Origin of the sequence: Oerskovia enterophila, from assembly GCF_001692445.1 — a bacterium.
GTDB lineage: Bacteria > Actinomycetota > Actinomycetes > Actinomycetales > Cellulomonadaceae > Oerskovia > Oerskovia enterophila.
This window is the reverse complement of sequence record NZ_MAQA01000026.1, coordinates 39,308-62,708: the sequence shown is the minus strand read 5'-3', so window position 1 is coordinate 62,708 and position 23,401 is coordinate 39,308. Positions and strand designations below refer to the sequence as shown.

14 protein-coding genes and 1 pseudogene are annotated in these 23,401 nt (G+C 72.6%); 10 read left to right on the top strand and 5 right to left on the bottom strand.

Annotated features, from left to right (window positions below; genetic code table 11):
• Window positions 1-21 precede the first annotated feature (21 nt).
• Together sucB and OERS_RS11840 are read left to right on the top strand one after the other, a co-directional pair.
• Window positions 22-1,029: pseudogene (gene sucB / locus OERS_RS11845) on the top strand (2-oxoglutarate dehydrogenase, E2 component, dihydrolipoamide succinyltransferase); the annotation flags it as partial.
• Between the two features lie 155 nt (window positions 1,030-1,184).
• Window positions 1,185-2,075, top strand: coding sequence for a TIGR01777 family oxidoreductase (locus OERS_RS11840; protein ID WP_068625912.1), 891 nt, complete (start codon window positions 1,185-1,187; stop codon window positions 2,073-2,075).
• A gap of 6 nt (window positions 2,076-2,081) precedes the next feature.
• On the opposite strand, the gene OERS_RS11835 is transcribed toward OERS_RS11840, so the two are convergent.
• Entirely contained in the window at window positions 2,082-3,713 is a 1,632-nt protein-coding gene (locus OERS_RS11835) for a hypothetical protein (RefSeq protein WP_068625911.1), read from the bottom strand.
• 144 nt (window positions 3,714-3,857) lie between these two features.
• On the bottom strand, window positions 3,858-4,901 hold the full coding sequence (locus OERS_RS11830; protein WP_068625910.1) for a Gfo/Idh/MocA family protein: 1,044 nt from the start codon (window positions 4,899-4,901) through the stop codon (window positions 3,858-3,860).
• 111 nt (window positions 4,902-5,012) lie between these two features.
• Between OERS_RS11830 and OERS_RS11825 the strand changes: the two genes are divergently transcribed.
• Window positions 5,013-5,744 (top strand): HNH endonuclease family protein, encoded by a 732-nt coding sequence (locus OERS_RS11825; RefSeq protein ID WP_068625909.1) that lies wholly within the window; start codon window positions 5,013-5,015, stop codon window positions 5,742-5,744.
• Window positions 5,745-5,898: 154 nt separating this feature from the next.
• On the opposite strand, the gene OERS_RS11820 is transcribed toward OERS_RS11825, so the two are convergent.
• Window positions 5,899-8,196 carry an MMPL family transporter gene (locus OERS_RS11820; protein ID WP_068625908.1) on the bottom strand — a complete coding sequence of 766 codons (2,298 nt, stop codon included), beginning with the start codon at window positions 8,194-8,196 and terminating at the stop codon, window positions 5,899-5,901.
• A 51-nt stretch (window positions 8,197-8,247) separates the two neighbouring features.
• Here OERS_RS11820 and OERS_RS11815 point away from each other — a divergent pair, with 51 nt between their 5' ends.
• From OERS_RS11815 to OERS_RS11790, 6 genes are all read left to right on the top strand, one after another.
• Window positions 8,248-8,685 (top strand): MarR family winged helix-turn-helix transcriptional regulator, encoded by a 438-nt coding sequence (locus tag OERS_RS11815; protein WP_231907770.1) that lies wholly within the window; start codon window positions 8,248-8,250, stop codon window positions 8,683-8,685.
• A gap of 9 nt (window positions 8,686-8,694) precedes the next feature.
• The gene (gene lipB, locus OERS_RS11810) at window positions 8,695-9,357 is read left to right on the top strand and encodes a lipoyl(octanoyl) transferase LipB (RefSeq protein ID WP_056763492.1); all 663 of its coding nucleotides are present in this window, start codon (window positions 8,695-8,697) and stop codon (window positions 9,355-9,357) included.
• Window positions 9,358-9,457: 100 nt separating this feature from the next.
• Entirely contained in the window at window positions 9,458-10,825 is a 1,368-nt protein-coding gene (locus tag OERS_RS11805) for an MFS transporter (protein ID WP_056651179.1), read from the top strand.
• Between the two features lie 64 nt (window positions 10,826-10,889).
• The gene (gene lipA / locus OERS_RS11800) at window positions 10,890-11,891 is read left to right on the top strand and encodes a lipoyl synthase (protein ID WP_056651175.1); all 1,002 of its coding nucleotides are present in this window, start codon (window positions 10,890-10,892) and stop codon (window positions 11,889-11,891) included.
• Window positions 11,892-12,045: 154 nt separating this feature from the next.
• The gene (locus tag OERS_RS11795) at window positions 12,046-12,777 is read left to right on the top strand and encodes a DUF4191 domain-containing protein (protein ID WP_068625907.1); all 732 of its coding nucleotides are present in this window, start codon (window positions 12,046-12,048) and stop codon (window positions 12,775-12,777) included.
• A gap of 110 nt (window positions 12,778-12,887) precedes the next feature.
• Window positions 12,888-13,538, top strand: coding sequence for a class I SAM-dependent methyltransferase (locus tag OERS_RS11790; protein ID WP_068625906.1), 651 nt, complete (start codon window positions 12,888-12,890; stop codon window positions 13,536-13,538).
• A gap of 75 nt (window positions 13,539-13,613) precedes the next feature.
• On the opposite strand, the gene OERS_RS11785 is transcribed toward OERS_RS11790, so the two are convergent.
• The gene (locus tag OERS_RS11785; protein WP_056763483.1) at window positions 13,614-14,054 is read right to left on the bottom strand and encodes an RDD family protein; all 441 of its coding nucleotides are present in this window, start codon (window positions 14,052-14,054) and stop codon (window positions 13,614-13,616) included.
• A gap of 215 nt (window positions 14,055-14,269) precedes the next feature.
• Here OERS_RS11785 and glnA point away from each other — a divergent pair, with 215 nt between their 5' ends.
• The gene (gene glnA / locus OERS_RS11780) at window positions 14,270-15,694 is read left to right on the top strand and encodes a type I glutamate--ammonia ligase (RefSeq protein ID WP_056651160.1); all 1,425 of its coding nucleotides are present in this window, start codon (window positions 14,270-14,272) and stop codon (window positions 15,692-15,694) included.
• A 141-nt stretch (window positions 15,695-15,835) separates the two neighbouring features.
• Here the strand turns inward: glnA and OERS_RS21540 are convergent, their stop codons facing one another.
• The gene (locus OERS_RS21540) at window positions 15,836-23,365 is read right to left on the bottom strand and encodes a DUF5979 domain-containing protein (RefSeq protein ID WP_068625905.1); all 7,530 of its coding nucleotides are present in this window, start codon (window positions 23,363-23,365) and stop codon (window positions 15,836-15,838) included.
• Between the last annotated feature and the right edge of the window lie 36 nt (window positions 23,366-23,401).

The following is a 23,401-nucleotide window of genomic DNA, read 5'->3' as shown; positions in this document are numbered from 1 at the left end:
GTCAGGTAGGAGCCACCGGTCGCGCCCGAGGTGGCACGCGAGGCCGGGGCCGCTCCGGCGGCCCCGGCCTCGCGTGCCACCTCGGGCGCGACCGGTGGCTCCTACCTGACCCCGCTCGTGCGCAAGCTCGCCGCGGAGAAGGGTGTCGACGTCGCGTCCCTCACGGGCACGGGCGTCGGTGGCCGCATCCGCAAGGAGGACGTCCTCGAGGCGGCCGCCAAGGCGGAGGCTGCCAAGGCGACTCCTGCACCTGCCGCTGCTGCGCCGTCGGGCACTGCGCCCAAGGCCCCCAGCGTCCCGGCCGTCTCGCCGCTGCGCGGGACCACCGAGAAGATGTCGCGCCTGCGCAAGCTCGTCGCGACGCGCATGGTCGAGGCCCTGCAGACCCAGGCCCAGCTCACCACGGTGGTCGAGGTCGACGTGACCAAGGTCGCCAAGCTGCGCGCCAAGGCCAAGAACGACTTCAAGGCTCGCGAGGGCGCCAACCTCACGTTCCTGCCGTTCTTCACGCTCGCCGCGGTCGAGGCCCTCAAGGCCTACCCGAAGATCAACGCGAGCATCGACGGCGACTCGGTCGTCTACCACCCGCAGGAGAACGTCGGCATCGCGGTCGACACCGAGCGCGGCCTGGTCGTGCCGGTCATCAAGGACGCCGGTGACCTCAACCTCGCCGGGATCGCCCGCAAGATCGCCGACCTCGCCGGGCGCACCCGCATCAACAAGATCGGGCCGGACGAGCTGGGCGGCGCGACGTTCACGATCACGAACACCGGTTCCGGTGGCGCGCTGATCGACACGCCCATCGTCCCCGGCGGCCAGGTCGCGATCCTGGGCACGGGCACGATCGTCAAGCGTCCGGTCGTCGTGACCGACGCAGACGGCAACGAGTCGATCGCGATCCGTTCGATGAGCTACATCTTCCTGTCCTACGACCACCGCCTGGTCGACGGCGCGGATGCAGCCCGCTTCCTGGGTGCGATCAAGAACCGCATCGAGGAGGGCGCCTTCGAGTCCGAGGTCGGTCTCTGACCCTCGGAGCTCGCTGAGCCCACCACGACGGCGGCCCCTCGACCCTCACGGGTCGGGGGGCCGCCGTCGTGCTCGGGGACCTCAGGCACCGGACACGCCGGACGACGCGTGGCCTGAGCGGCGCAGGCAGGCCGCGCGGGCCGTACCGTGGTCGCATGGACATCGTCGTGGCCGGCTCGCACGGTCTGATCGGGACCGAGCTGCTCGAACGTCTGCGCGAGCGCGGGGACACCGTGCGCCGCCTGGTGCGCCGTCCTCCCCAGGCCGCGCACGAGGTCTTCTGGGACCCCGACGAGGACGCGCTGGACCCGCACGCGCTCGAGGGCGCGGACGCCGTGGTCAACTTCGCGGGCGCGGGGGTCGGCGACCATCGGTGGACGACCGAGTACAAGCGCACCATCCTCGAGTCCCGGACCAGGACCGCAGGACTGCTCGCGCGTACGCTCGCGCACCTCGACGCTCCCCCGCCCGTGCTCCTGCAGGGCACCGCGGTGGGCTACTACGGGGACCGGGGTGCAGAGGTCCTGACCGAGACCTCGGGCCCGGGCACGACGTTCCTCGCGCGCGTCGTCACCGAGTGGGAGGCTGCCACGGCGCCCGCGCAGGACGCGGGGGTGCGTGTGGCGCACCTGCGCACGGGGATCGTGCTCTCGCCCGACGGCGGCGCCCTCGCGCGCATGCTGCCCCTGCTGCGGCTCGGCGTCGGGGGGAGGCTCGGGAGCGGCACCCAGTACTGGAGCTGGATCACGCTGCGCGACCACGTGTCGGCGGTGCTGCACCTGCTCGACGCCGACGTGCACGGTCCCGTGAACCTCACGGGACCCGCCCCGGCGACGAACGCCGAGGTCACGCGCGCGCTCGCCCAGGCGCTGCACCGACCCGCGGCGCTGCCCGTGCCGTCCGTGGCGCTCAAGGTGGTCCTGGGCGAGTTCGCGTCCGACGTCCTGGGGTCTCAGCGCGCCCTGCCGCGCGTCCTGGAGGCGAGCGGCTTCACGTTCGAGCACGACGACCTGGAGTCGGCCGCCCGATGGGTCACGAGCGGCTGAGCGCCCTCACCCGACCTCCCCGACCCGCCACGCGCCGTCGGTCCAGCGCAGCGTGAGCACCGCGACCTCGGGCTCCTCAGCGGGGACCTCGATCACCGTGCCGTCCGCGGCGCGCTGCGTGTGGGCGCCCACGACGTAGGTCACCTCGACGCTCGCCTGGTCCGGGCTGCCAGCGTCCGCGCTCACCGCGTCCAGCCCGCCGGTGGCGATGTTCCGGGCGTCCAGGACCTCCGCTCGGGCGCCCTCGACGACGACTCCCGTGTCGGCGATGCGCTCGAGCAGCTCGGCGTCGGCCTGCTCCGCGGGTGAGCCCGGCACCACGACCTCGGCGAGAGCTCGGTCTCCCGCCAGCAGCTCGACCCTGCGCTCGGTGAGCTCGACCGCCGCGGCGAGCGGGTCGTCGTGGTGACGCGTGGGGTCGTCGCCCGACGCGTCCTGGCCGCCCGTGCGGGGTCCGGCGAGCGCAGGGTCCCGGGCGCCGGACGTGTCCCCGGCCCAGGACCGCAGAGCCAGGCCCCCTCCCGCGAGTGCCGCGCAGACCGTGAGCACGAGCGCAACGACGAGGGCGGGATGGCGCGGCCCGCGCGACCGGCCACCGCCTCCCCGGCGGCCGCTGCGGCCGTCGGATCGACGCGCGGTCGGAACGGCCCGACCGGCAGTTTCACCACCGCGACGGGGCCGCTCGGGGGCTCTCGCTCGCGTCTCGGCACGGGTGGCCGGCACGAGCGCTCCGCCGTCGCGGACACGCGCCGGACGGACGACGGCACCGCCGGCCCCGGCCTCGTCCCGCGGCGGAAGGCCGGAAGCCTCCCCGACGACCGCTCGGCCCGCAGCCGGTCCTCGGGGGCCCGAACGTTCCGCGATGGCCGCGGCCGCGAGGCGCGCAGGGTCCGGGAGGACGAGCGGAAGAGGCGGGGCGGCCTCGTAGCAGAGCGCCGCGAAGGTCCCGGCCTCTGGGCGCCCGCGGGGGTCGGCGCGCTGGGCGGCGGCGAGCTCGGCGTGCAGCGCGGCGAGCGCCGCCTCGTCGTTCCCTTCCCCCGGCCCGACGGCGCCGCGAACGCCCGGGTGGAGCGTCGCCGGGGGCGGCACGAGCCCCGTGACGAGCGCGGCGAGCGCCCGGACGTCCTCCGCGGGGCTCGCGGTCGAGGCGACGAGCGGTGCGCGCAGCACCGCACGGCCGTCGGGACCGACCGTCACGTCCCTGCGCCCGAGCGCGCCGTACGTCTGGCCCGCCTGGTGGAGCGCGGCGAGCGCCTGCGCGAGCGGGACAAGGAGCGTCGCCGCCTCGCCGGCGCTCAAGGGGCCACGGCACCTCAGGAGAAGATCCAGCCCGGTCCCGTGGGGACGTCGGGTCAGTATCCCGAGGTGCCCCGGGTCCCCCTCGACGATCTCGTCGATCGCGGCGAGGTGCTCGTGGTCGAGCGCCCGCAGCACGCCGAGGCGCTCGACGACCAGCGCGCGCTCGCGGTGCTCGGCGGGCACGGGCACGAGCGTCAGGTCGTCCTGGTGCCCGGCGCGGTCGACGACGACCCACCCCTGACCGCCGGCGCCGCCCCCCGGCGCTTCGCGCGACGTCTCTCGGTCGACGATCCTCCAGCCGCGGCTCACGAGCTGTTCAGCGAAGGCAGGAGGGAGCACCGGTCCGTCCGGTTCGTTCCACCTCCCCGGTCGCCGAGGCCGTGACTCGCGGACGGGGCGTGCACTCGACATGTCCCCATCCCACCAGGGCGGAGCGGCCGTCCCGGCTTGTCCACAGGCCGGGCGTGTGCGCCGGCCTCGGGCTCAGACGTCGAGACGGCGCCCGCTGCGCGCGCTCTCGCGCGCGACGTCCAGCACGTGTGCCGTCCGCACGGAGTCGGCCGGGTCGACGGGTGCCGGCCCGCCCGCGAGCCACGCGGCCACCGCGCGGTAGAAGTCGGCGTGCCCCCCGGGGGCGCGCGGCACGGGCGTCCTCTCGCGTCCGCGGGTGATCCACCCCTCCGTGCCCTCGGGAGCCGCGTCGTCGAAGACCTCGAACGGGGAGGCGTCGTTCTCGAACGTGGTCACGACGTACGCGCCCGCGGTGCCGAGGACGCGCGTGCGCGGGCCGGGTGCCCCCACGACCGAGGCCGCCCAGAGCCGGCTGACGACCTCCCGCCCCTGGTGGCCCTCGTGGTGGAGGGTCAGGAAGACGTCGTCCTCGGTCGGGGTCGTCAGGGCGCGCAGCTCGGCATAGACCGAGCGGACGGGTCCGAAGAGCTGGGTCGCGGAGTCCACGAGGTGCGGGCCGAGGTCGAGCAGGAGCCCGCCCCCGACGGGGTCGTTCTCCTTCCAGCGTTGCTGCGGCACGGGTCGCCACCGCTCCCACCGGCGCTCGAACGTGTGCACCTCGCCGAGCTCGCCCGACGCCAGGACGGCCTCGAGCGTGAGCTGCTCGGGGTCCCACCGACGGTTCTGGAAGACCGTGAAGGGAGTCCCCGCAGCCGCTGCGACCGCGACCACCTCGGCCGCCTGCGTGCCGTCGAGCGCGATGGGCTTGTCGAGCACGAACGGGACGCCCGCTGCGGAGACCTGCGCGGCGTGCTCGGCGTGGAGCGCCGACGGGCTCGCGACGACCACCACGTCGCAGGTGCCCCGGTCCGCCAGCAGGCCGGCGAGGTCGTCGTGCAGATGCACCCCCGGCCAGTCCTGCTCGGCCTCGGCGCGACGTCCCGGGTCGCGCGCGACCACCGCGGTGACCTGGAGCCCCGCCTCGCGCGCGAGGCGGGCGTGGATGCCTCGGCCCGCGCCGCCGTACCCGACCAGCCCGACGCGCGCGACCTGTTCCTGCGTGCTGCTTCCGCTCATGGCGACCAATCTAGCGGCCGTCCCGGAGCACTCCCGAAGACTGGCAGAATGTACCGAATCCTCCTGGAACTGTCGTTCTCGGCATGTGCCCGAGTTCGGGAAGGTCGTCCGTTGAGCACCAAGAGCTCGAAGAGCCAGAAGAGTCAGAAGAGCGCGCGCCTGCGCCGCGCCGTACGCATCACCCTCATCGCCCTGGCGCTGGGCGTCGTCATCGCCAACGCCGTGAACCAGCAGACGATCGAGGCCCACGAGGCGCCCGCTTCGGGGACCGCGCTCGCGGCCCTCGCGACGCTCGACGTCAAGGGACCCGCGGCCTCGACCGGGTACGAGCGCGAGAACTTCGGCTCGGCCTGGGCGGACGTGGACGGCAACGGGTGCGACACGCGCAACGACATCCTCGCGCGCGACCTCACCGATCTCACGTACTCGACGCGCGACAAGGCGTGCGAGATCCGGACGGGCACGTTCGACGACCCCTACACGGGCGAGGTCATCAGCTTCGTGCGCGGCAACAAGACCAGTGCGGCGGTCCAGATCGACCACGTGATCCCGCTCATGGACGCCTGGCGCAAGGGCGCACAGTCGTGGGACGCGCAGACGCGCCTGCGCTTCGCGAACGACCCGCTCAACCTGCTCGCGTCGGACGGCTCGGCGAACCAGTCGAAGGGGGCACGCGACGCATCGGCCTGGCTGCCGCCCAACAACGCGTTCCGCTGCACGTACGTCGCCCGCCAGATCGCGGTCAAGGTGACCTACGACCTGTGGGTGACCCCCGCCGAGCACGACGCCATGGCCACGGTCCTGGACGGCTGCCCGTCGGAGCCCCTGCCCGTCGCCTCCTGAGCCCTCGGATCGCGCGGCCCGTCGCGCTCCTCTGGGCGCGCCGCCGCCGGGCGCCCGGTCGACGTCCCGCTCGACGCCCCAGGCACCGCCCACGTCCCCCGAGCGGGTCCCGGGCGAGCCGCCTGACGCGAGGCGGCCCGTCCGGGCCCGCGGCTCAGGGCGCGGCGCGGCGGAGCGAGCCCGGCCACCACACGACGCGTCCGACGTCGTGCACGAGGGCCGGGACGAGCAGGCTCCTGACGATCAGGGTGTCCACCAGGACACCGAACGCGACGATGAACGCGAGCTGGGCCAGGAAGAGCAGCGGGATCACCCCGAGCGCAGCGAAGGTCGCGGCCAGGACGACGCCCGCCGACGTGATGACCGAGCCCGTGACGGCGAGCGCCCGCAGAGTTCCGCGGCGCGTGCCGATGATCCCGGACTCCTCCCGGACTCTCGTCATGAGGAAGATCGAGTAGTCGACGCCCAGCGCGACGAGGAAGCAGAACGCGTAGAGCGGGACGGTGGGGTCGGCGCCGGGGAAGTCGAGCACGTGGTTGAACACCAGGGCCGCGACGCCCAGGGCCGCTCCGAACGAGAGCACGTTGGCCGCCATGAGCAGGACGGGCGCGAGGATCGAGCGCAGGAGCAGCATCAGGATCAGGAGGATCACGACGAGCACGACCGGGACGATGACCCGCAGGTCGTGGTCGCCCGCGATCTGGGTGTCGAGCCGCTCGGCGCTCGCCCCGCCCACGAGAGCCTCGGGCGAGACCTCGTGCACCGCGTCGCGCAGCGCGGCGACGGTCTGGGTCGCGGCGTTGGTGTCGCTCGGGTCCTCGGTCACGACGTCGACGCGGACGTCACCGTCGACCACGAGGGGCGGGCCCTGCGCGGGGGCTCCCGGCGCCCCGCCCGTGCCGGCCTCGGTCACCGCGGCGGCCGACGCGACGCCGTCCGTCGCGGTCGCGGCCTGCAGCACGGCGTCGAGGTCCTCCTGGGGGGCGATCACGATCGCGGGCTGGACGCCCACTCCCCCGAAGTGCTCCTCGAGCGCCTGCTCCCCGTCGACCGAGTCGACCTGGGTGAGGAAGACGTCGGAGTCGCTCGTGCCCTCGGCCTGGAACGTGGGGACGAACGCCGCGCACCCCGCGAGCACGAGTGCCGTGACGATCCACACCGCCCGGTCGCGGCGCCCCACGAAGCTCGCGACGCGGGACCAGATCCCGTGCCCCGCGACGTGCACCTCGACGTCGTGGCTCGCGGCGAGCGCGAGGTCGCGCGCGCCCTCGCCGGCGACCTGCGTGCTCGGGTCCGCGGCCACGGGCGCGGGGGTCGCGCCCTCGTCCGCTGCGGCGGGGTCGTAGGTGGGCTTCTGCGGCCAGAAGATCCCGCGCGAACGCCTGCCACCGAGCACGAGCATCGCAGGCAGGAGCGTCAGTGCGGCCAGGAAGGCTGCCGCGATGCCGATCGCCCCGACGGGGCCGAGGCTCCGGTTGGACCCGAGGTCGGACAGCAGCAGGCACAGCAAGCCCGCGATGACGGTCCCGGCCGAGGCCGCGACGGGTTCGATCGAGGCGCGCAGGGCCCGGCGGACCGCGGTGTACGGACTCTGCACGATGCGCAGCTCCTCGCGGTAGCGGGCCACGACGAGCAGCGAGTAGTCGACCGCGGCGCCGACGACGAGGATCGACAGGATGCCCTGCGCCTGGCCGTTGAGCGTCAGGACGCCGGCGTCGGCCAGGAGGTAGACGACCAGGCCGGCGAGGCACAGCGCGAAGACCGCGGTGAGGATCACGATGAAGGGCAGGATCGGCGAGCGGTAGACGATCGCGAGGATGATGAGCACGGCACCGAGCGCGACGAGCAGGAGGACCGTGTCGATCCCGCCGAACGCGTTGACCAGGTCGGCGACGAACCCGGCGGGCCCGGTGACCCAGGCCTGCAGGCCCGAGTCGGCGAGGGCGGTCTCGAGCTCGGCGCGCACCTCGGCCACCACGACGTTGTTGACGCGCTCGTCGTCGGCCATGAGGTTCGAGGCCTGCGACGCGTCGAGCGAGGCGACGATCATGGCCGCCTCCCCGTCCTGCGAGGGCACGACGACGGGTTCCCCCGTGAGCGCGTCCCCGACGGTCTGGGGGTCGTCGGGTCCGGCGCCGGGCAGGGGCAGGCCGGGCAGGTCCGCAGCGACGTCCTGGAGGAGCTGGAGCTGCTCGGGCGTGACCGCTCCCCCGGCGGTCGGCACCGCGACGACGAGCGCGGGCAGGCTCTCGTCGGACACGAACGCCTGCGCCTTCTCGGCGGCTCGGGTCGACTCGGCGCTCGAGGGCAGGAAGGCCGCGGAGTCGTTGGTCTGGACCGTGCTGAGCTTGCCCTGCGCCTGCCCCCCGATCGCGCCGATGGCCAGCCAGACACCGAGTACTGCGACAATGACCAGGCCTCGGAGCACACCACTCCAGCGATTACTCAGCATGCTGAGTACTATTGACGACGGAGGTCTCAGAAGCAAGTGGACGCCAACCCCGTGAGCAGGGAACCGAAGGACTGGCCGACCGGCCGGCTCCTGTCGGCGGTGACCCGGCGGATCGAGCGTGAGTGGAACCATCACCTCGACGGCTGGGACCTCAACCACGCCTCGATGCCCGTCCTGCTGCACCTCCTCGCCGGCCCACGGACCCAGCGTCAGCTCGCGGCCGAGTCGCACATCACCGAGCAGACCATGAGCCGCGTCCTGGCACGCCTCGAGCGGTCCGGGTACATCACGCGCGAGGACGACCCGTCCGACCGCCGACGACGGGCCGTGGCCATCACCCCGCCGGGACGGCAGGCCGCGCTCGCGGCCGCGAGCCCCCGGCCTGCCGAGGAGCTCAGCACCCGCGGCCTGAGCGACGACCAGATCGCCACGCTGCGTGAGATCCTCATCACCATGGTCGAGGCCCACCCGCGCCCGGGCGAGGACTAGCCTGACCGCATGCACTTCCGCACCGAGGGGCCCGGTCTGACCGACTATCAGGACGCCTGGGACCTGCAGCGCCAGGTCCACCAGGAGGTCGTGGACGGCATCGCGCCGGACACCGTGATCCTCGTGGAGCACCCGAGCGTCTACACCGCGGGCCGGCGCACCAACAGGGCGGAGCGGCCCGACGACGGCACGCCCGTGGTCGACGTCGACCGCGGCGGGAAGATCACCTGGCACGGTCCGGGCCAGCTCGTGGCCTACCCGATCGTCCGTCTCGCCGAGCCCGTCGACGTGGTCGCCTACGTGCGCGCCCTCGAGGGCGCGGTCATGGACGTGTGCACGAGCCTGGGCGTCGAGACCTTCCGGGTCGAGGGGCGCAGCGGCGTGTGGCTCGCCGCGACCCCGACCCGGCGAGAGCGCAAGGTGTGCGCGATCGGGGTACGCGTCGCACGCGGCGTGACCATGCACGGGCTCGCGCTCAACTGCTGCCCGGACCTCGGAGAGTTCTCCCGGATCGTGCCGTGCGGCATCGCCGACGCCGACGTCACCTCGCTCTCGCTCGAGACCGGCCGCCAGGTCACGCTCGACGAGGTCTCCCCGCTGCTCGTCGCGGCACTGCGCACGCACCTGGCGCCGCTGCTCGCGGAGCACGAGGCGGCTCCTCTCCCCTTCTGAGGCGTTCGCCGCTAGAATGGGCCTCACCTCAAGGGAATCCTTGCGCAACCGGAGTACGGGTGGGTCGGTGCGCGGATCGGTTGACCCCTGAAGGACCCTCATGACCCGCACTCCCAGCCCCCTCGCGCCCGCTCGGCGCGACGTCGAGCCTGCCGCGACCGGCACCCTCGGCTCCCCTGCTCCGGCTCCTGACGACGTCGAGCCCCGGCGCGGGACCCTCGCCACGTACGGCGAGCTGCCTCGCCTGGCCGGCAAGGCCTTCCTCCCCATCGCCTTCCTGGCGCGGCTCCCGTTCTCGATGATCACGATCGGCACGCTGCTGCTGGTCAGCACGACCACGGGGTCGCTCGCGCTCGGCGGGCTCGCGAGCGCGGCCGCCGCCGTCGGGACGGCGCTCGGTGGCCCCACCCAGGGGACCCTCGCGGACCGCATCGGGCAGCGCACGGTGCTGCTCGTCGTCGTGCCCCTCAACGTCCTGGCCGTCCTGGGGCTCGTCCAGGCCGCGAGCGCCGGGGCCTCCTCGGCCGTCATCCTCGGAACCGCCGCGCTCGTGGGAGCGTTCGCCCCGCAGGTCGGACCGCTCGCGCGCGTGCGCTGGATCGCCATGACCCAGCACCGCCCCCGGACCCTGCTCGCCGCGATGGGATACGAGTCCACGGCCGACGAGATCGGGTTCGTGCTCGGCCCGGCGCTCGTGGGCATCCTCGCGAGCGTCTGGTCGCCCCAGGCGGCGATGCTCTTCGCCGCGGGCGTGTGCGCGGTGTTCGGCCTGGCGTTCGCGCTGCACCCCACCGCGACCCCCGGCGCCCCCAAGCCGTCCCCGGAGGCCTCGGCCGCCGCCGGGCAGGACGCCCACGGCTCGTTCGCAGGGCTCCTGCGCCGGGTCCTGGTGCCCGTGCTCGGCATGCTCGCCATGGGCATGCTCTTCGGCAGCACCCAGACGGCCGTCACGTCGTTCATGCGCGACGCGGGGTCCGAGTCGCAGGCGGGCCTCGTCTACGCCGTGCTGGGCTTCGGTTCGGCGATCACGGCCCTGGCCGTCGTGGCGCTTCCGGCCCGCTTCGGTGCACGCTCGCGCTGGGTGGCCTTCGCGTCGGGCCTGACGGTCGCGGCCGTCCTGACGTTCGTCGCAGGCGGCAGCGGGTCCCTCGGCACCCTCATCGGCGCGCTCGCGCTCCTCGGCCTGTTCGTGGGCCCCGTCATGGTCACGATCTTCACGGTCGGCGGAGACCTGAGCCCCACGAGCCGCAGCGGGGCCGCCATGACGATGCTCGCGAGCGCGAACGTCGTCGGTGTGGCCGTCGGCGCGAGCGTCGGCGGCCAGGTCGCCGAGGGGGTCGGGACCGCGGCCGCGTTCGCGCTGCCCGCGATCGCCGCCGCGCTGCTCGTGGTCACAGGACTGTCGCTCAGGTCACGTCCGGCACCGGTGGACGCTCCGGCACCCTCCGCGGCTCCTGGCGTACGCTGACTTTCACCCGATACCGGGCACGACTCCAGGGGGCCACCGCCCACCACGGACTGGGAGAGACCGCGTGACGATCGCACCTGAAGGGCGGCGCATGCTGCGGGTCGAGGCCCGCAACGCTGCGACACCCATCGAGAAGAAGCCCGAGTGGATCAAGACCCGGGCGACCATGGGACCCGAGTACACCGAGCTCAAGGGCCTCGTGCGCAAGGAGGGCCTGCACACGGTCTGCGAGGAGGCGGGCTGCCCCAACATCTTCGAGTGCTGGGAGGACCGCGAGGCCACGTTCCTCATCGGCGGTGACCAGTGCACGCGTCGCTGCGACTTCTGCCAGATCGACACGGGCAAGCCCGCCGACTTCGACGCGGACGAGCCGCGCCGCGTCGCCGAGTCGGTCCAGGCCATGGGTCTGCGCTACTCGACCATCACGGGCGTGGCCCGCGACGACCTGGCCGACGGCGGCGCGTGGCTCTACGCGGAGACCGTCCGCCAGATCCACGCGCTCAACCCCGGCACGGGCGTCGAGCTGCTCATCCCGGACTTCAACGCGATCCCCGAGCTGCTCGACGCGGTCAACGAGTCCCGCCCCGAGGTGCTCGCGCACAACGTGGAGACCGTGCCGCGCATCTTCAAGGAGATCCGCCCGGGCTTCCGGTACGACCGCTCGCTGTCCGTCATCACGCGGGCCCGCGAGGCCGGCCTCGTGACCAAGTCGAACATCATCCTCGGCATGGGCGAGACGATCGACGAGGCCAAGGAGGCCCTGCAGGACCTCCACGACGCGGGCTGCGACCTCATCACCATCACGCAGTACCTGCGCCCGTCGCTGCGCCACCACCCGGTCGCACGCTGGGTCAAGCCCGAGGAGTTCGTCGAGCTCTCCGACGAGGCCGAGCGCATCGGCTTCCTCGGCGTCATGTCCGGTCCGCTCGTGCGGTCGTCGTACCGCGCGGGCCGGTTGTGGGGCCAGGCGATGAAGCGTCGCGGCATGGAGATCCCCGCCGCGCTCGCCCACCTGGCCGAGCCGCGCACCTCCCGTCAGGAGGCAGCGAGCCTGCTGGCCCGCTGATCCCCGCAGGAACGTTCGACACCGCTCGTCGCCGGGCCGGTCCCCGCTCCCGTCCTCCCGCCGTCGTGCGAGAGAATCGTGGGGCGGGGTCCGGCTCGCCGCCGTCCTCGCCCCTTCACCGGAGCACTCTCCGCCACCACTAGACTGAGGCACCATGGCCCGCAACAAGAGCACCGACCCCTCGACCGGGGTCGACGGCACCAAGCCGAAGAAGCAGAAGAAGCAGCGCTGGTATCACCAGGTCTGGGACGCGTACAAGATGACGCGCACCGAGGACCCGGCGGTCACGTGGATCATGCTCGCCGTGTTCGTCGGCATCCTCGCCGTCGCGATCGGGATCGGGCTGGCGTGGGGCCCCTGGGTCTACACGCTCATCGTGGGTCTGCCGTTCGCGTTCCTCGGCTCGCTGTTCGTCCTGACCCGCCGCGCCGAGACGGCTGCCTACAGCCGCATCGACGGCCAGCCCGGCGCGGCCCGCGCCGCGCTCGGCACGATCCGCCGCGGCTGGACGTTCGACGACGAGCCCGTCGCCCTGAACCCCCAGCAGGACCTCGTCTTCCGTGGCATCGGCCGCGCCGGCGTGGTCCTCGTCGGCGAGGGCCCCTCGCACCGTGTGAGCAAGCTGCTCGACGCCGAGAAGCGTCGCATCACGCGCGTGCTGCCGAACGTCCCGGTCACCACGATCCAGTGCGGCAACGGCGAGGACCAGGTGCCGCTCAAGAAGCTCGCGCGCCAGGTCCAGAAGCTGCGCCCGACGCTCACCAAGCCGGAGGTCGCGGAGGTCAGCAAGCGCCTGCGCGCGCTGGGTGGCGCCAAGCTCCCCATCCCCAAGGGGATCGACCCCACGCGCGCTCGCCCCGACCGCAAGGGCATGCGCGGGCGCTGAACCTGCGCGCACCGCATACCGGCAGCCCGTCGACAGCCCGTCTGTCGGCGGGCTGTCCGCGTTCCCGGACCATCACCGACACCCTGCGCCGACGACGCCGGAGGAGCACCGTGAGCGACCCGTACTGGAACCACAGCACCCACTACCACCCCGACCTCACGCGGCTCGTCGGCCCCGGGACGCGCACGGCCCTGGACGTCGGGTGCGGTGAGGGGCTCCTGACCCGTCGCCTGAAGGCGGCCGGTGCGGGACGTGTCCTGGGCCTCGACCTCGACCAGGACCAGGTCGAGCGTGCGCGCGCAGCGTCGGGCGGTCCGCCCCAGGCGACCGGGCTCGACTACGTCGCGGGCGACGTCCTCGCCCCGCTGCCCGGCCTCGCCGAGCCGTTCGACCTCGTCACGACGGTCGCGACCCTGCACCACCTCCCGCTCCACGGGGGGCTGCGGAGGTTGCGCGCGCTGGTCGCGCCGGGAGGCACGCTCGCGGTCGTGGGCCTCACCCGGCCCCGCACGGCGTCGGACCACGCGGTCAGCGCGGCCGCGATCCCCGCAGCCGGGATCGCCCGACGGCGTCGCGGCGAGTGGGAGCACGGGGCACCGATCGCCGAGGTCACCACGAGCCACGCCGAGCTGCGCGCGGCGGCTCGCGAGATCCTGCCGGGGGCACGCCTGCGACGGCGCCTCTACTGGCGGTACACGCTCGTGTGGCGTGCGCCCGCGACGAGCGGGGACCAGGGCGAGCGGGTACGCCAGGGGTCGTGACGGCGTCGGGCCACGGAGCCGTGGACCGGGACCGGCGGCGCACGTGGCGCCCTGGAGGCCGGGAGACGGGCCTGGTCAGGCCCGGACGATGACCGTGCCCGCGGCCTTGTCGTGCATGCCGCGCCCGTCGCCGTCCCACACCACGGCCGGGACGACCAGGCACAGCAGGACCGTGCGGACGAACCCGCGCCACAGACCGACCATGCGCCCCTCGCCGCCCAGGACCCTCACCTGCAGGCCCAGGACCCGGTGCCCGACCGTGTAGCCGAGCGTGCTCACCAGGAGCAGGTTCTCGACCGCGAACACACCGAGCGTCGCCATCGAGTTCGCGTCGAACACCAGGTAGCTGATGAGCATGCTCAGCAGCCAGTCGATGCACAGTGCGACGACCCTGCGCCCGACCGTCGCCATCGAGCCGGGACCGTCGGGCGGCAGGCCGAGGCGGCCGCCTCGGCCGTCCTCCCCACCGGTCGGCGTACCCTCGAGCCAGGAACCCACATCTTCACGCGACACCACGGCCCCAGCCTACGTGTCGGCGAGCGAGGTTCCGGCGCCTGACCGGCTTGTCCTGGTTCGGGGTCCCCCACCACGCATCGTCGCGCCGATGTCACACGGCAGGACGCTGTGTAACACGGACGAAACATTCGGTACACGGTGGGGAAACTCCCGGGGCCTAGGTTCGAGGCGCCACTGGAGGTACGGCCAGAGGACCCACTACCAAGGAGTTACGGATGTTCAAGAACGCGGAGGAGGCAATCGCCTTCACCCGGAACGAGGGCGTCGAGTTCGTCGACGTCCGGTTCTGCGACCTGCCGGGCGTCATGCAGCACTTCAACATCCCGATCTCGCAGTTCGCCGAGTCCGCCTTCACGGACGGCATGATGTTCGACGGGTCCTCGATCCGCGGCTTCCAGGCGATCCACGAGTCGGACATGAAGCTCATCCCTGACGTCACGACCGCCTACATCGACCCGTTCCGCAAGCGCAAGACGCTCATCGTGAACTTCTCGATCGTGGACCCCTTCACCGACGAGGCGTACTCCCGCGACCCGCGCAACGTGGCCTTCAAGGCCGAGGCGTACCTGCGCAGCACCGGCATCGCCGACACCGCCTTCTTCGCCCCCGAGGCCGAGTTCTACATCTTCGACGACGTCCGGTTCAAGACGAGCCAGAACGAGTCGTACTACCACCTCGACTCCAAGGAAGCGGCCTGGAACACCGGCCGCGTCGAGGAGGGTGGCAACCTCGGCTACAAGACCCGCTACAAGGGTGGCTACTTCCCCGTCTCCCCCAACGACCAGATGGCCGACCTGCGCGACGAGATGTGCGCAGTCCTCGACCAGGTCGGCCTGGACGTCGAGCGCGCGCACCACGAGGTGGGCACCGCCGGCCAGCAGGAGATCAACTACCGCTTCTCGACGCTCACCGCAGCGGCCGACGACCTGATGAAGTTCAAGTACGTCATCAAGAACGTCGCCTGGGAGGCCGGCAAGTCCGCGACCTTCATGCCGAAGCCGATCTTCGGTGACAACGGCTCGGGCATGCACTCGCACCAGTCGCTCTGGAAGGACGGCGAGCCCCTCTTCTACGACGAGAAGGGCTACGGCGGCCTGTCCGACCTCGCTCGCTGGTACATCGGCGGCCTCCTCAAGCACGCGCCCGCGCTGCTCGCGTTCACCAACCCGTCGGTCAACTCCTACCGTCGCCTGGTGCCCGGCTACGAGGCCCCCGTCAACCTGGTCTACTCGGCGCGCAACCGCTCCGCGTGCATCCGTATCCCCGTGACGGGCAACAACCCCAAGGCGAAGCGCGTCGAGTTCCGCGTCCCGGACCCGACGGCCAACCCCTACCTGGCGTTCGCGGCGCAGCTGCTCGCGGGCATCGACGGCATCAAGAACCGTATCGAGCCGCCGGAGCCGGTCGACAAGGACCTGTACGAGCTGCCCCCCGAGGAGCACGCCGCGATCCAGCAGGTGCCCGCGTCGCTCGAGGAGGCTCTCGACGCCCTCGAGGCCGACCACGACTTCCTGACCGTCGGGGATGTCTTCACGCCCGACCTCATCGAGACGTGGATCGCCTACAAGCGCGAGCACGAGGTGGACCCGATCCGTCTGCGCCCGCACCCGCACGAGTTCGAGCTCTACTACGACCTCTGATCGGTCCCGCTCACCGCACCCGCGCTGAGCTGCTGAACCGATGCGCCGGCACCCCGGCCGCCCTCGTGGCGGTCGGGGTGCCGTGCTGTTTCTGCGCGACGAGGTGGCACGCGAGCCGGGCCCGACGACTCGGCCCGCGGGCTACGCCTCGCGGCGACGCGCCACGACCAGAGCGGTCGTACCGAGCACGAGCAGGATCGCGACCAAGGCTCCGGCCCGGGCCAGGTCGATACCGGTCGCGGACAGCGCACCGTCGGTGGCCGAACCGTCGCAGCCCGCCGCGACCGCCACCTCGGCGGGCGAGAGGGCCGTCGTCAAGGCGCCGCCGACCACCATCCCGCCACCCATGCCGCCCGCCGTGCCACCGCTCGTCGGCGACCACGTGTTGACGACCTCGACAGGTTCACAGACGTCGGGTCCCACGGGAAGGGCGAACTCGACCGACTCCGGGACGGCCGCCGCCGGGTCCGTGAGCGCGCTCTCGCCGTCGACGACGATCTGGACCGTGTCCGCGCTGCCCGCGTCCGTCTCGGTCACGACGCAAGCGGCTCCCTGGGGCAGGTCCTCGTACACCGCGACCCAGTCGTCGGACGCCGAGAGGGTGCGCGTCGGACCGCCGGGGATCTCGACGTCGACGGGGACGCCGTCGACGTCCCGGGTGCACGTGAGCGAGACGGTGAAGACGTCCCCCTGGTGCTCGGCCGCGTCGGCGCCGGAGAGCGTCTTGACGACCCGGACCTCGCCGACGTCGAACGTGTTGGTCACGGTGACGCCTCCGTCCTCGTCCGCCGGGACGACGACCGAGCCCGGCTCACCCTCTCCGACGGAGGAGAGCGTCGAGACGGTCGCGCCGCCCGTCGCCGTCTCGGTGACCTCGCACAGCGCACCGACGGGCAGGCCGTCGTACGTCACGGGGTCGCCGGGCACGAGCTCGCGCGCGGCACCGTCGGGGATCTCGATCGCCTGCCCCTCGAAGGTGCACGTGAGCGACACCTCGAACGGACCGGCCCCGTAGAGCGCGGCCCCCTCGCCGCCGACGACCTTGTCGACCACGAGCGCACCGAGGTCGAAGGTGTTCGTCGCGACGACTCCCACCGTGGTGGGCACCCCCTGGGCGTCGACGGGCGTCACGACGACGTCGACCGACGGACCGTCGGTCTCGACGGGCTCGCCGCCGCCGACCGTGACGGTCATGGTCGACGCGGACGCACCGCCGTCCTCGGTCTCTGTGACCTTGCAGGCCGCACCGACGGGCAGGTCGTCGTAGACGACCGGCGTCCCCGGCACGATTGCGCGCGTCGGACCGCCGGGGACGGCCAGCGGCTCGCCGTCGGCGCTGCACACGAGAGTCACGGTGAACGGGCCTGCGCCGTAGAGCTCGGCGCCCTCGCCGTCGACGACCTTGTCCACCATGACGGCGCCGACGTCGAACGTGTTGGTCGCCGTGACCGTCACGGTCGCTCCTGCGTCCACGGTCACCGGGCTGGGGTCGATCGACGTCGACGTCGCGCCGCCGTCGTCGGGCTCCGTCACCTCGCACACCGCACCCGCAGGCAGGTTCTCGATCTGTCTCTCGAGCGGCGCCCCCGCGCCGAGCACGACCGTGTCGTCGTAGACGACGCGCGGGGCGCCCGGCCCCGTGCCGTCGTCGTCGAACGTGCAGCGCACCGCGAGGGTGAACGGCCCGGCCCCGTAGGTGGGCGCGCCCTGGCCGTCGACGACCTTGAGGAGGTCGAGCCCGCCGACGTCGTAGGTGTTGGTGAGCACGACGTCGTTGGTGCTCTCCCCCGCGTCGGTGTCGGCGCCGAGCGTGAGCGTCGTGGACGCTCCGGGCGTGGTCACGGGCGGGCTCGCCTGCTGCGTCACCGTGATGGTGACGGACGAGGCGTTGCCCGTCCCGGTCTCCTCGACCGTGCAGACGGCCCCCACGGGCAGCCCGTCGAGCTCGACCGTCTGGCCGTCCTCGATCTCGACGACCATGGGGTCGTCGGGTCCGTAACCGGTCGCGTAGACCGGCTCGCCGAGGAAGCTGCAGTCGACGGTGACCTCGAACGGACCGAACGGCACCGCCTGACCGTCCTGGTCCTCCGCGTCCGTCACGACGTCCTTGGACACCTCGATGCTTGCGAGGTCGTAGCGGTTGAGCGCGGTGATCGTGGTGACGTCCGGCGACTCGCCGATCGTCACGGTGTCGACGATCAGCTCGGTCTGGCCGTTGGAGCCGTCCTCGGTGAGGGTGCACTCGGCCCCGTACGGCAAGTTCGACACGGTGAACGGCGTGTCACGAGCCACCGTGATCGGGATCGGGTCCAGCACCGTCTCCACCGGCGTGCCCGGTGCCGACGTGCACTGGACGAACAGGTCGAACGTAGCCGGGGCGTTCGCCGCTCCTGCTCCGGCGACCCGCTTGATCACCTCGAGCGACCCGGTCGCCGTGGCCACACCGACCTTGGTGCCCTCGGTGGGCAGCAGGTTGAGGCTGCCCTGCGGCGTCACGACGACGGCGGAGGCCGCGGCGGAGTTCCACGCGATCGACCGGTCGCCGGCCTCGGGCGCAAGGGCCGGGGTCAGTGTCGTGCCCTCGATCGCGATGTACTCCCCTGGCTGGAAGGGGTCGGCTTCAGGGAAGGTGATGACGAACTTCAGCGCCGTGACCGTCGCGAGCAGCGCCGCGTCCTCGGTCCCCGTCAGCAGGACCCAGCCCGTCGCCGGGTCGTCCGTCGGGCAGACCGGCTCGGCCAGCGGGTCCGTGAGATCGTCCATGCAGTAGTCCACGGCCGTCGTGTAGTAGAACGACGCGGTGCTGCCTTCCGGAGCGTTGACGAGCTGGGGCGGTGGGTCGTTCGTGAGGATGGGCGTCCACTGCGACCCGCGCGGCGACGTCGACGAGGAGGACCCGGTGTCCCCCACCGCGGGGAGCCGGTCGTAGGTCACGATCTTGCTCATCGGCAGGTTGCCGACGTTGTCGATGCGTACGTGCCACGTCTGCTCGTGCCCCGGTGCGATCACCGGCGTGCACGGGTAGGCGTAGAGCCCCGTCGGCAAGGGTGTGCACTCGACCGGTGGCCCGGTGTACGCCGGGTCCACGATGACGTCGAGCGCGTCGTCGTTCGTCGCACGGACGAGCTTGGACTGCGCGAGGACGCCTGCGGGGATCGGCGTCACGTCGGAGTCCGCCTCGCACGCGCCCGTCTGCTCGTCGAGCCGGGTCTGGCACTGGTCCCACGGGCGGTCTGCCGTCGCGCCCGCGGTGTTCGTCACCAGGGTCTGCGGGGCGAGCCCCACACGGAACTGCACCAGGACGGTGATCGTGTAGGTCTGACCGACCCCGAGCACCGTCCCCTCGGGGAAGGCGAACCGGAGCCCGAGGAGGTCACCGGTCTGGGTGACCGTCACCTCGTCGGGGTCGGTGGGGAGGGGGTCTCCTTCCGCTGGGGCCGGCGGCGGACCGGTCAGCCGGTAGGAGTAGGGATCGTCCACGTCGGCCAGCCGGAGCTGCGCCCCCTGCGCGTCGGTCGGCATCGGGGCGTCGTCGACCACGAGCTCGCCGATCGCCCGGTTGCCCGTGTTCGTCACGGCGATGGTCATCGGGAACGTCGCGTCGGGCGCCTGGGTGCCACCGGTCACGACGCCGTCGAAGGCCTTGACGACCTGCACTCCGTTGGTCGCGTGCGCGTAGACGAGCTGCGCCGACTCGTCGTCGGTCGCCGAGACCGCGACCAGGTCGCCGGACCCCGGGTCGACGACGAGGTCCGCCCCCGTCACGGTGCCGTCCACGGTGTTGGTCGCGACGCCCGGGGCGCTCTCGCCCGGGGCCGGCACGTTGGCCGCGAGGTCCGTCAGGACCGGCCCGCCCGTGCGCATCTGGTCCCGACGTTCGACCGAGATCGGGACGGTCTGCGTCGGGTTGGCGGGGTTCTCCCAGATCGACCCGTCGGTCCGGCTGAACGTGAACCGCAGGCCCTGCACGTCGGCCGGGGACACGCCGTCGGGCAGCGCGAACGTGGCGACCTCGTCGCCCAGGACCCAGGAGCCGCCGTTCACCACGACGCCACCGGGTCCCGTCGCGAACTCGCCCCCGGTGAAGGCGTCGACGCGCACCTGCTGGATGGGCGCTGTGAGCGCGGCGCCCGCGAACGCGTCGAAGTCGTACTGGTTCCAGAACCGGGGGTCGTCGTCGACGAGGACCATCTCGACCGCGCGCGACGGCCCGAGGGGCTGTCCGCTGAGTGTCATCGTCACCGGGCCGGTGCCCGGCTCGACGATCTGCGTCGGGTCGAAGGTCTTGCCGACGTCGAGCGCGATCCCCGCGTCCTGCAGGACCATGCTCGCGTCGTCGTACGCGAGCCGGACGTCCTGGTCGGTACCGCCCGGGTCGGCGATCGTCGCGACCGCCCCGTCCGGCACCGGGCTGTACCCGGCGACCGTGACGGGCGCCTGGGTGTAGCGGTCGTTCTCGCGCAGCTGCAGCGTGAGGTCCATGCTGCCGGTCGCGCCGGGCGCCACGAGGCCGTCGAACGACGTCACGACGCCGACGACGTCGGCCAGGTCGCCCGTGCCGAGCCCCTCCGCCTCTGCCTCGGTGAAGCTCGCGGTCGAGCCCCCCAGGTAGGTGAGCGTGACGGTCGTCGTCTCCGCGCCCTCCGGGGGCTCCAGGGTGATCGCCCGCAGGGTGAACGCGTCGAACGGCTTGGTCCCGGGCGCCGTCTGCACGTCGCCCGAGGTCGCGATGCCCGGCTCGACCAGCCGGAGCTGGCTCACCTTCGCGGCCGAGGCGTTGGTCCCCGCGATGGTCACGTCGGTCGTCGGGTAGAACTGCGCCGGGGTGTCCGACGGCGGCACCGAGATGGGACCGCCGGTCCAGTCCTTGGCGACGGTCACGTTGAGGGGCTGGTCGATGATCAGCACGTCGGCCGTGTCGGTGTCCGTGTACTGGTTCGTGTCGAACGTCCCCGTGGCGCGCACGGTGTCCAGGACGATCCCGGGGTCCGTCGAGTTGTAGAGCGTGCCGTGGGTCGAGCCCAGCACCGGGGCGCTCGGGTCGGAGCGCTTGTCGTCCCGCACCTGGAAGGTCAGGTCGAGGTGACGACCGTCCGCGAGCGTCGATCGCGCCACGCCGTCACCGGGCTGCGGAGCGGTCGGGTCCCCGGTCGTGGTGCGGTCGGGCGACTCCTCGTAGGTCAGGCGCACCGACGTCGCCGACGCCTGCTCCTCGGGAGACAGGGTGTACCCCGGGAACGACCCCACGCACGGGCACGGGTCGCCGCTCGCGGGAACCCATGTACCCCCGATGAAGAGCTCGACGCCCGTCACCTGGTCGTAGGAGATCAGCGGGTCGGTCGCGGTGTCGATCGCCTCGACCCGCACGAGGTCGAACGCGTCGTAGAACGAGCCCGCGATCGGGGTGCTCTGCGGGTCGGCGATGTCCGAGATCACCATCGGGTCGACGCCCGAGAAGCCGTTGGTCGACCAGGTGATCTGCGCCGTGACCTGGTCGTCCGAGCGGGCGAGCACGCTGGGCGGGGTGCCGCCGAGGAAGTCCTTGGTGACGAACTCGAGCGCACCCGGCCCGTCCACGGGGAAGGGGTCGACCGAGGCGCAGCCCTGCGCGGGCGGGGTCGGGGCCACCGTGCCCGACGACGCGCTCGACGCGCCGCAGTTCTCGATCGGGGTGTCACGGTCGGCCGGGCCCGTGTAGTCGGCCGTGAAGTTGGGCTGGAACTGCGTGCCGGGCGGGAAGCCGTCGCCGGTCGAGTCGTAGACGAACTGGACGCCCTGGGCGCCTGCGGGAAGCTCGCAGCTCACGGTCGCCGGGCCGGTGTACGGCCCGCACGCCGGCGCGGGCACCCAGGCGCTGCCGTTCCAGTAGTTGACCGTCAGGGTCGAGCCGGCGGGCACGTCTGTCGTGCGCACCGCGGTCGCGGTGAAGTTCGACCAGAACTCACCGGGGTTCGCCGGGTCGACCGGGTCCTGGACGACGACCTGGTCTGCGTTCGCCGTCGACCCGTCCGGTCCGAACGGCAGGAGCTGGGTCGGGAGCTGCACGATCACGGACTGCCCGGGGACAGCGGGGATCGTCGACGGCGACATGAGCTTGTCCGTGCTCGTCGCCAACCGGTCGACCAGGGTCACGAGGTCTGCGGGGGCCGTGGCCGGGTCGGCGCTCGGCACCGTGGCCTCGATGGTGTTGGTGTGCGTGACGTCGTCGGTCGTCTGGTCGGGGTCCGTGTCGGCCGTGAACGGGATCGAGGCGGCGGCCCCGGTCGGCAGGTCGCCCGTGAAGACCACGGTGAAGCCGACCACGACGCACCCGTCCGGGGGGTTCGGGAGCGTGTTCGGGGCGGTCGCGTCGACCTCGGGGGTCGAGCCGTCGACGCACGTGAACGTCACGGTCGCGCCGTTCGCGCCCGAGGGCCACTGCACGCCCGTGCCGTCCCCCGTCGGGCCGAACCCGGTGAAGGTCAAGGGGTCGTCGCCCTCGAACGGGTTGTCGGTCCCGGGGGCGGGCTCGGTGATCGTCAGGGAGTCGACGGCGGTCCCCGTGCTGGTGGCCCCGATCGTGACGGTCGTCGGGTCGCCCGCGGACACGGTCGTCGGCGAGAAGCTCTTGGACGCCGTGACGCTGTTGTCCGGCGGGGTGATGACGTACGTGTCGCTCGCCGTGGTGGCGGTGGACGGCCCGCCCGTGTGCGTGACGTACGACGACGCGTCGTTGGTGATCGTGGTGGCGTCCGTGAGGTCGTCGACCGAGTCCCTCTGCTGCACCTGCACGGGCACGCTCGCGGTCGCACCAGGCTGGATGTCGCCGCTGAACGTGTAGCGCACGCCCTGCACGGTCGCGGGGTCGACCGAGTCGTCGAACGTCTCCCACGAGTCGCCGTCCCAGTACTGCGTGGTCACGGTGTCGGCGTTCGGAGGGAGCTCGACCGCGCCCGTCCCCGTGTACTCGAGGTACGTGAACGGGTTCGGGCTGGCCGTGGGGTCGACGGGGTCCTGGAGGACCAGGGTGTCGACCGGGTCGTTCGAGGTGTTGGTCGCGCCGATCGTCATGGTCGCGGTGGTCCCCGGGGCCGCGAGCGCCCCCGGCGGGTCGATCGACTTGGTCGTCGTCGAGGCGAGCACGAGTGGCACGACCGGGGTGATCGCGTCGGAGGCCTGCTGCTGCCCCGCGTTGTCGGCCATGACGGTCGCGGTGTTGGTGATCGGCACGCCGTCAGCGCTGTACGGCAGGTCTGGGGACACCCGGGCCGTGACGAGGATCTGCGCCTGTGCGCCGTTGGAGACCTGGGGGTTGGTGTACGTGACCGTGTCGGTGTCCGTGTCGGCCACGATCTGACCGCCGGCCGGACCGCTCTGGATCGACGCGGAGACGAGCTCGAGGCCGTCGGGCAACGGGTCGGTGAGCACCGCGTCGGTGCACGGGTCCGAGTTGGGATCCGAGCAGGAGACGGTGATGATCCACTGGACGTCCTGGCCCGGGACGTAGGGCCCGGTCGAGATCTCCTGCTTGCTGATGCCCCAGTCGGCGGCAGCCGCCGGGATCGTGGGAACGAGAGCCAGCGGCAGCGCGAGCAGGACGGCGGCGGTGGTCGCCCAGGCCCGCCGAGCCTGCCGCGACAGGACTTGTCGCGCACCGCCGGTCCGGTGGTGCCTCGATCGCTCGCTCCCCATCCCTGTTCCTCCGCTCGTCCGTCGGACGCTTGTCCT

Excerpts from the sequence above, each read along its gene's own strand:
- OERS_RS11820 (WP_068625908.1), bottom strand. The coding sequence starts at position 8,196 with ATGCTGAGTAATCGCTGGAGTGGTGTGCTCCGAGGCCTGGTCATTGTC.
- OERS_RS11840 (WP_068625912.1), top strand. The coding sequence starts at position 1,185 with ATGGACATCGTCGTGGCCGGCTCGCACGGTCTGATCGGGACCGAGCTG.
- OERS_RS21540 (WP_068625905.1), bottom strand. The coding sequence starts at position 23,365 with ATGGGGAGCGAGCGATCGAGGCACCACCGGACCGGCGGTGCGCGACAA.
- OERS_RS11805 (WP_056651179.1), top strand. The coding sequence starts at position 9,458 with ATGACCCGCACTCCCAGCCCCCTCGCGCCCGCTCGGCGCGACGTCGAG.
- OERS_RS11795 (WP_068625907.1), top strand. The coding sequence starts at position 12,046 with ATGGCCCGCAACAAGAGCACCGACCCCTCGACCGGGGTCGACGGCACC.
- OERS_RS11830 (WP_068625910.1), bottom strand. The coding sequence starts at position 4,901 with ATGAGCGGAAGCAGCACGCAGGAACAGGTCGCGCGCGTCGGGCTGGTC.
- lipB (WP_056763492.1), top strand. The coding sequence starts at position 8,695 with ATGCACTTCCGCACCGAGGGGCCCGGTCTGACCGACTATCAGGACGCC.
- glnA (WP_056651160.1), top strand. The coding sequence starts at position 14,270 with ATGTTCAAGAACGCGGAGGAGGCAATCGCCTTCACCCGGAACGAGGGC.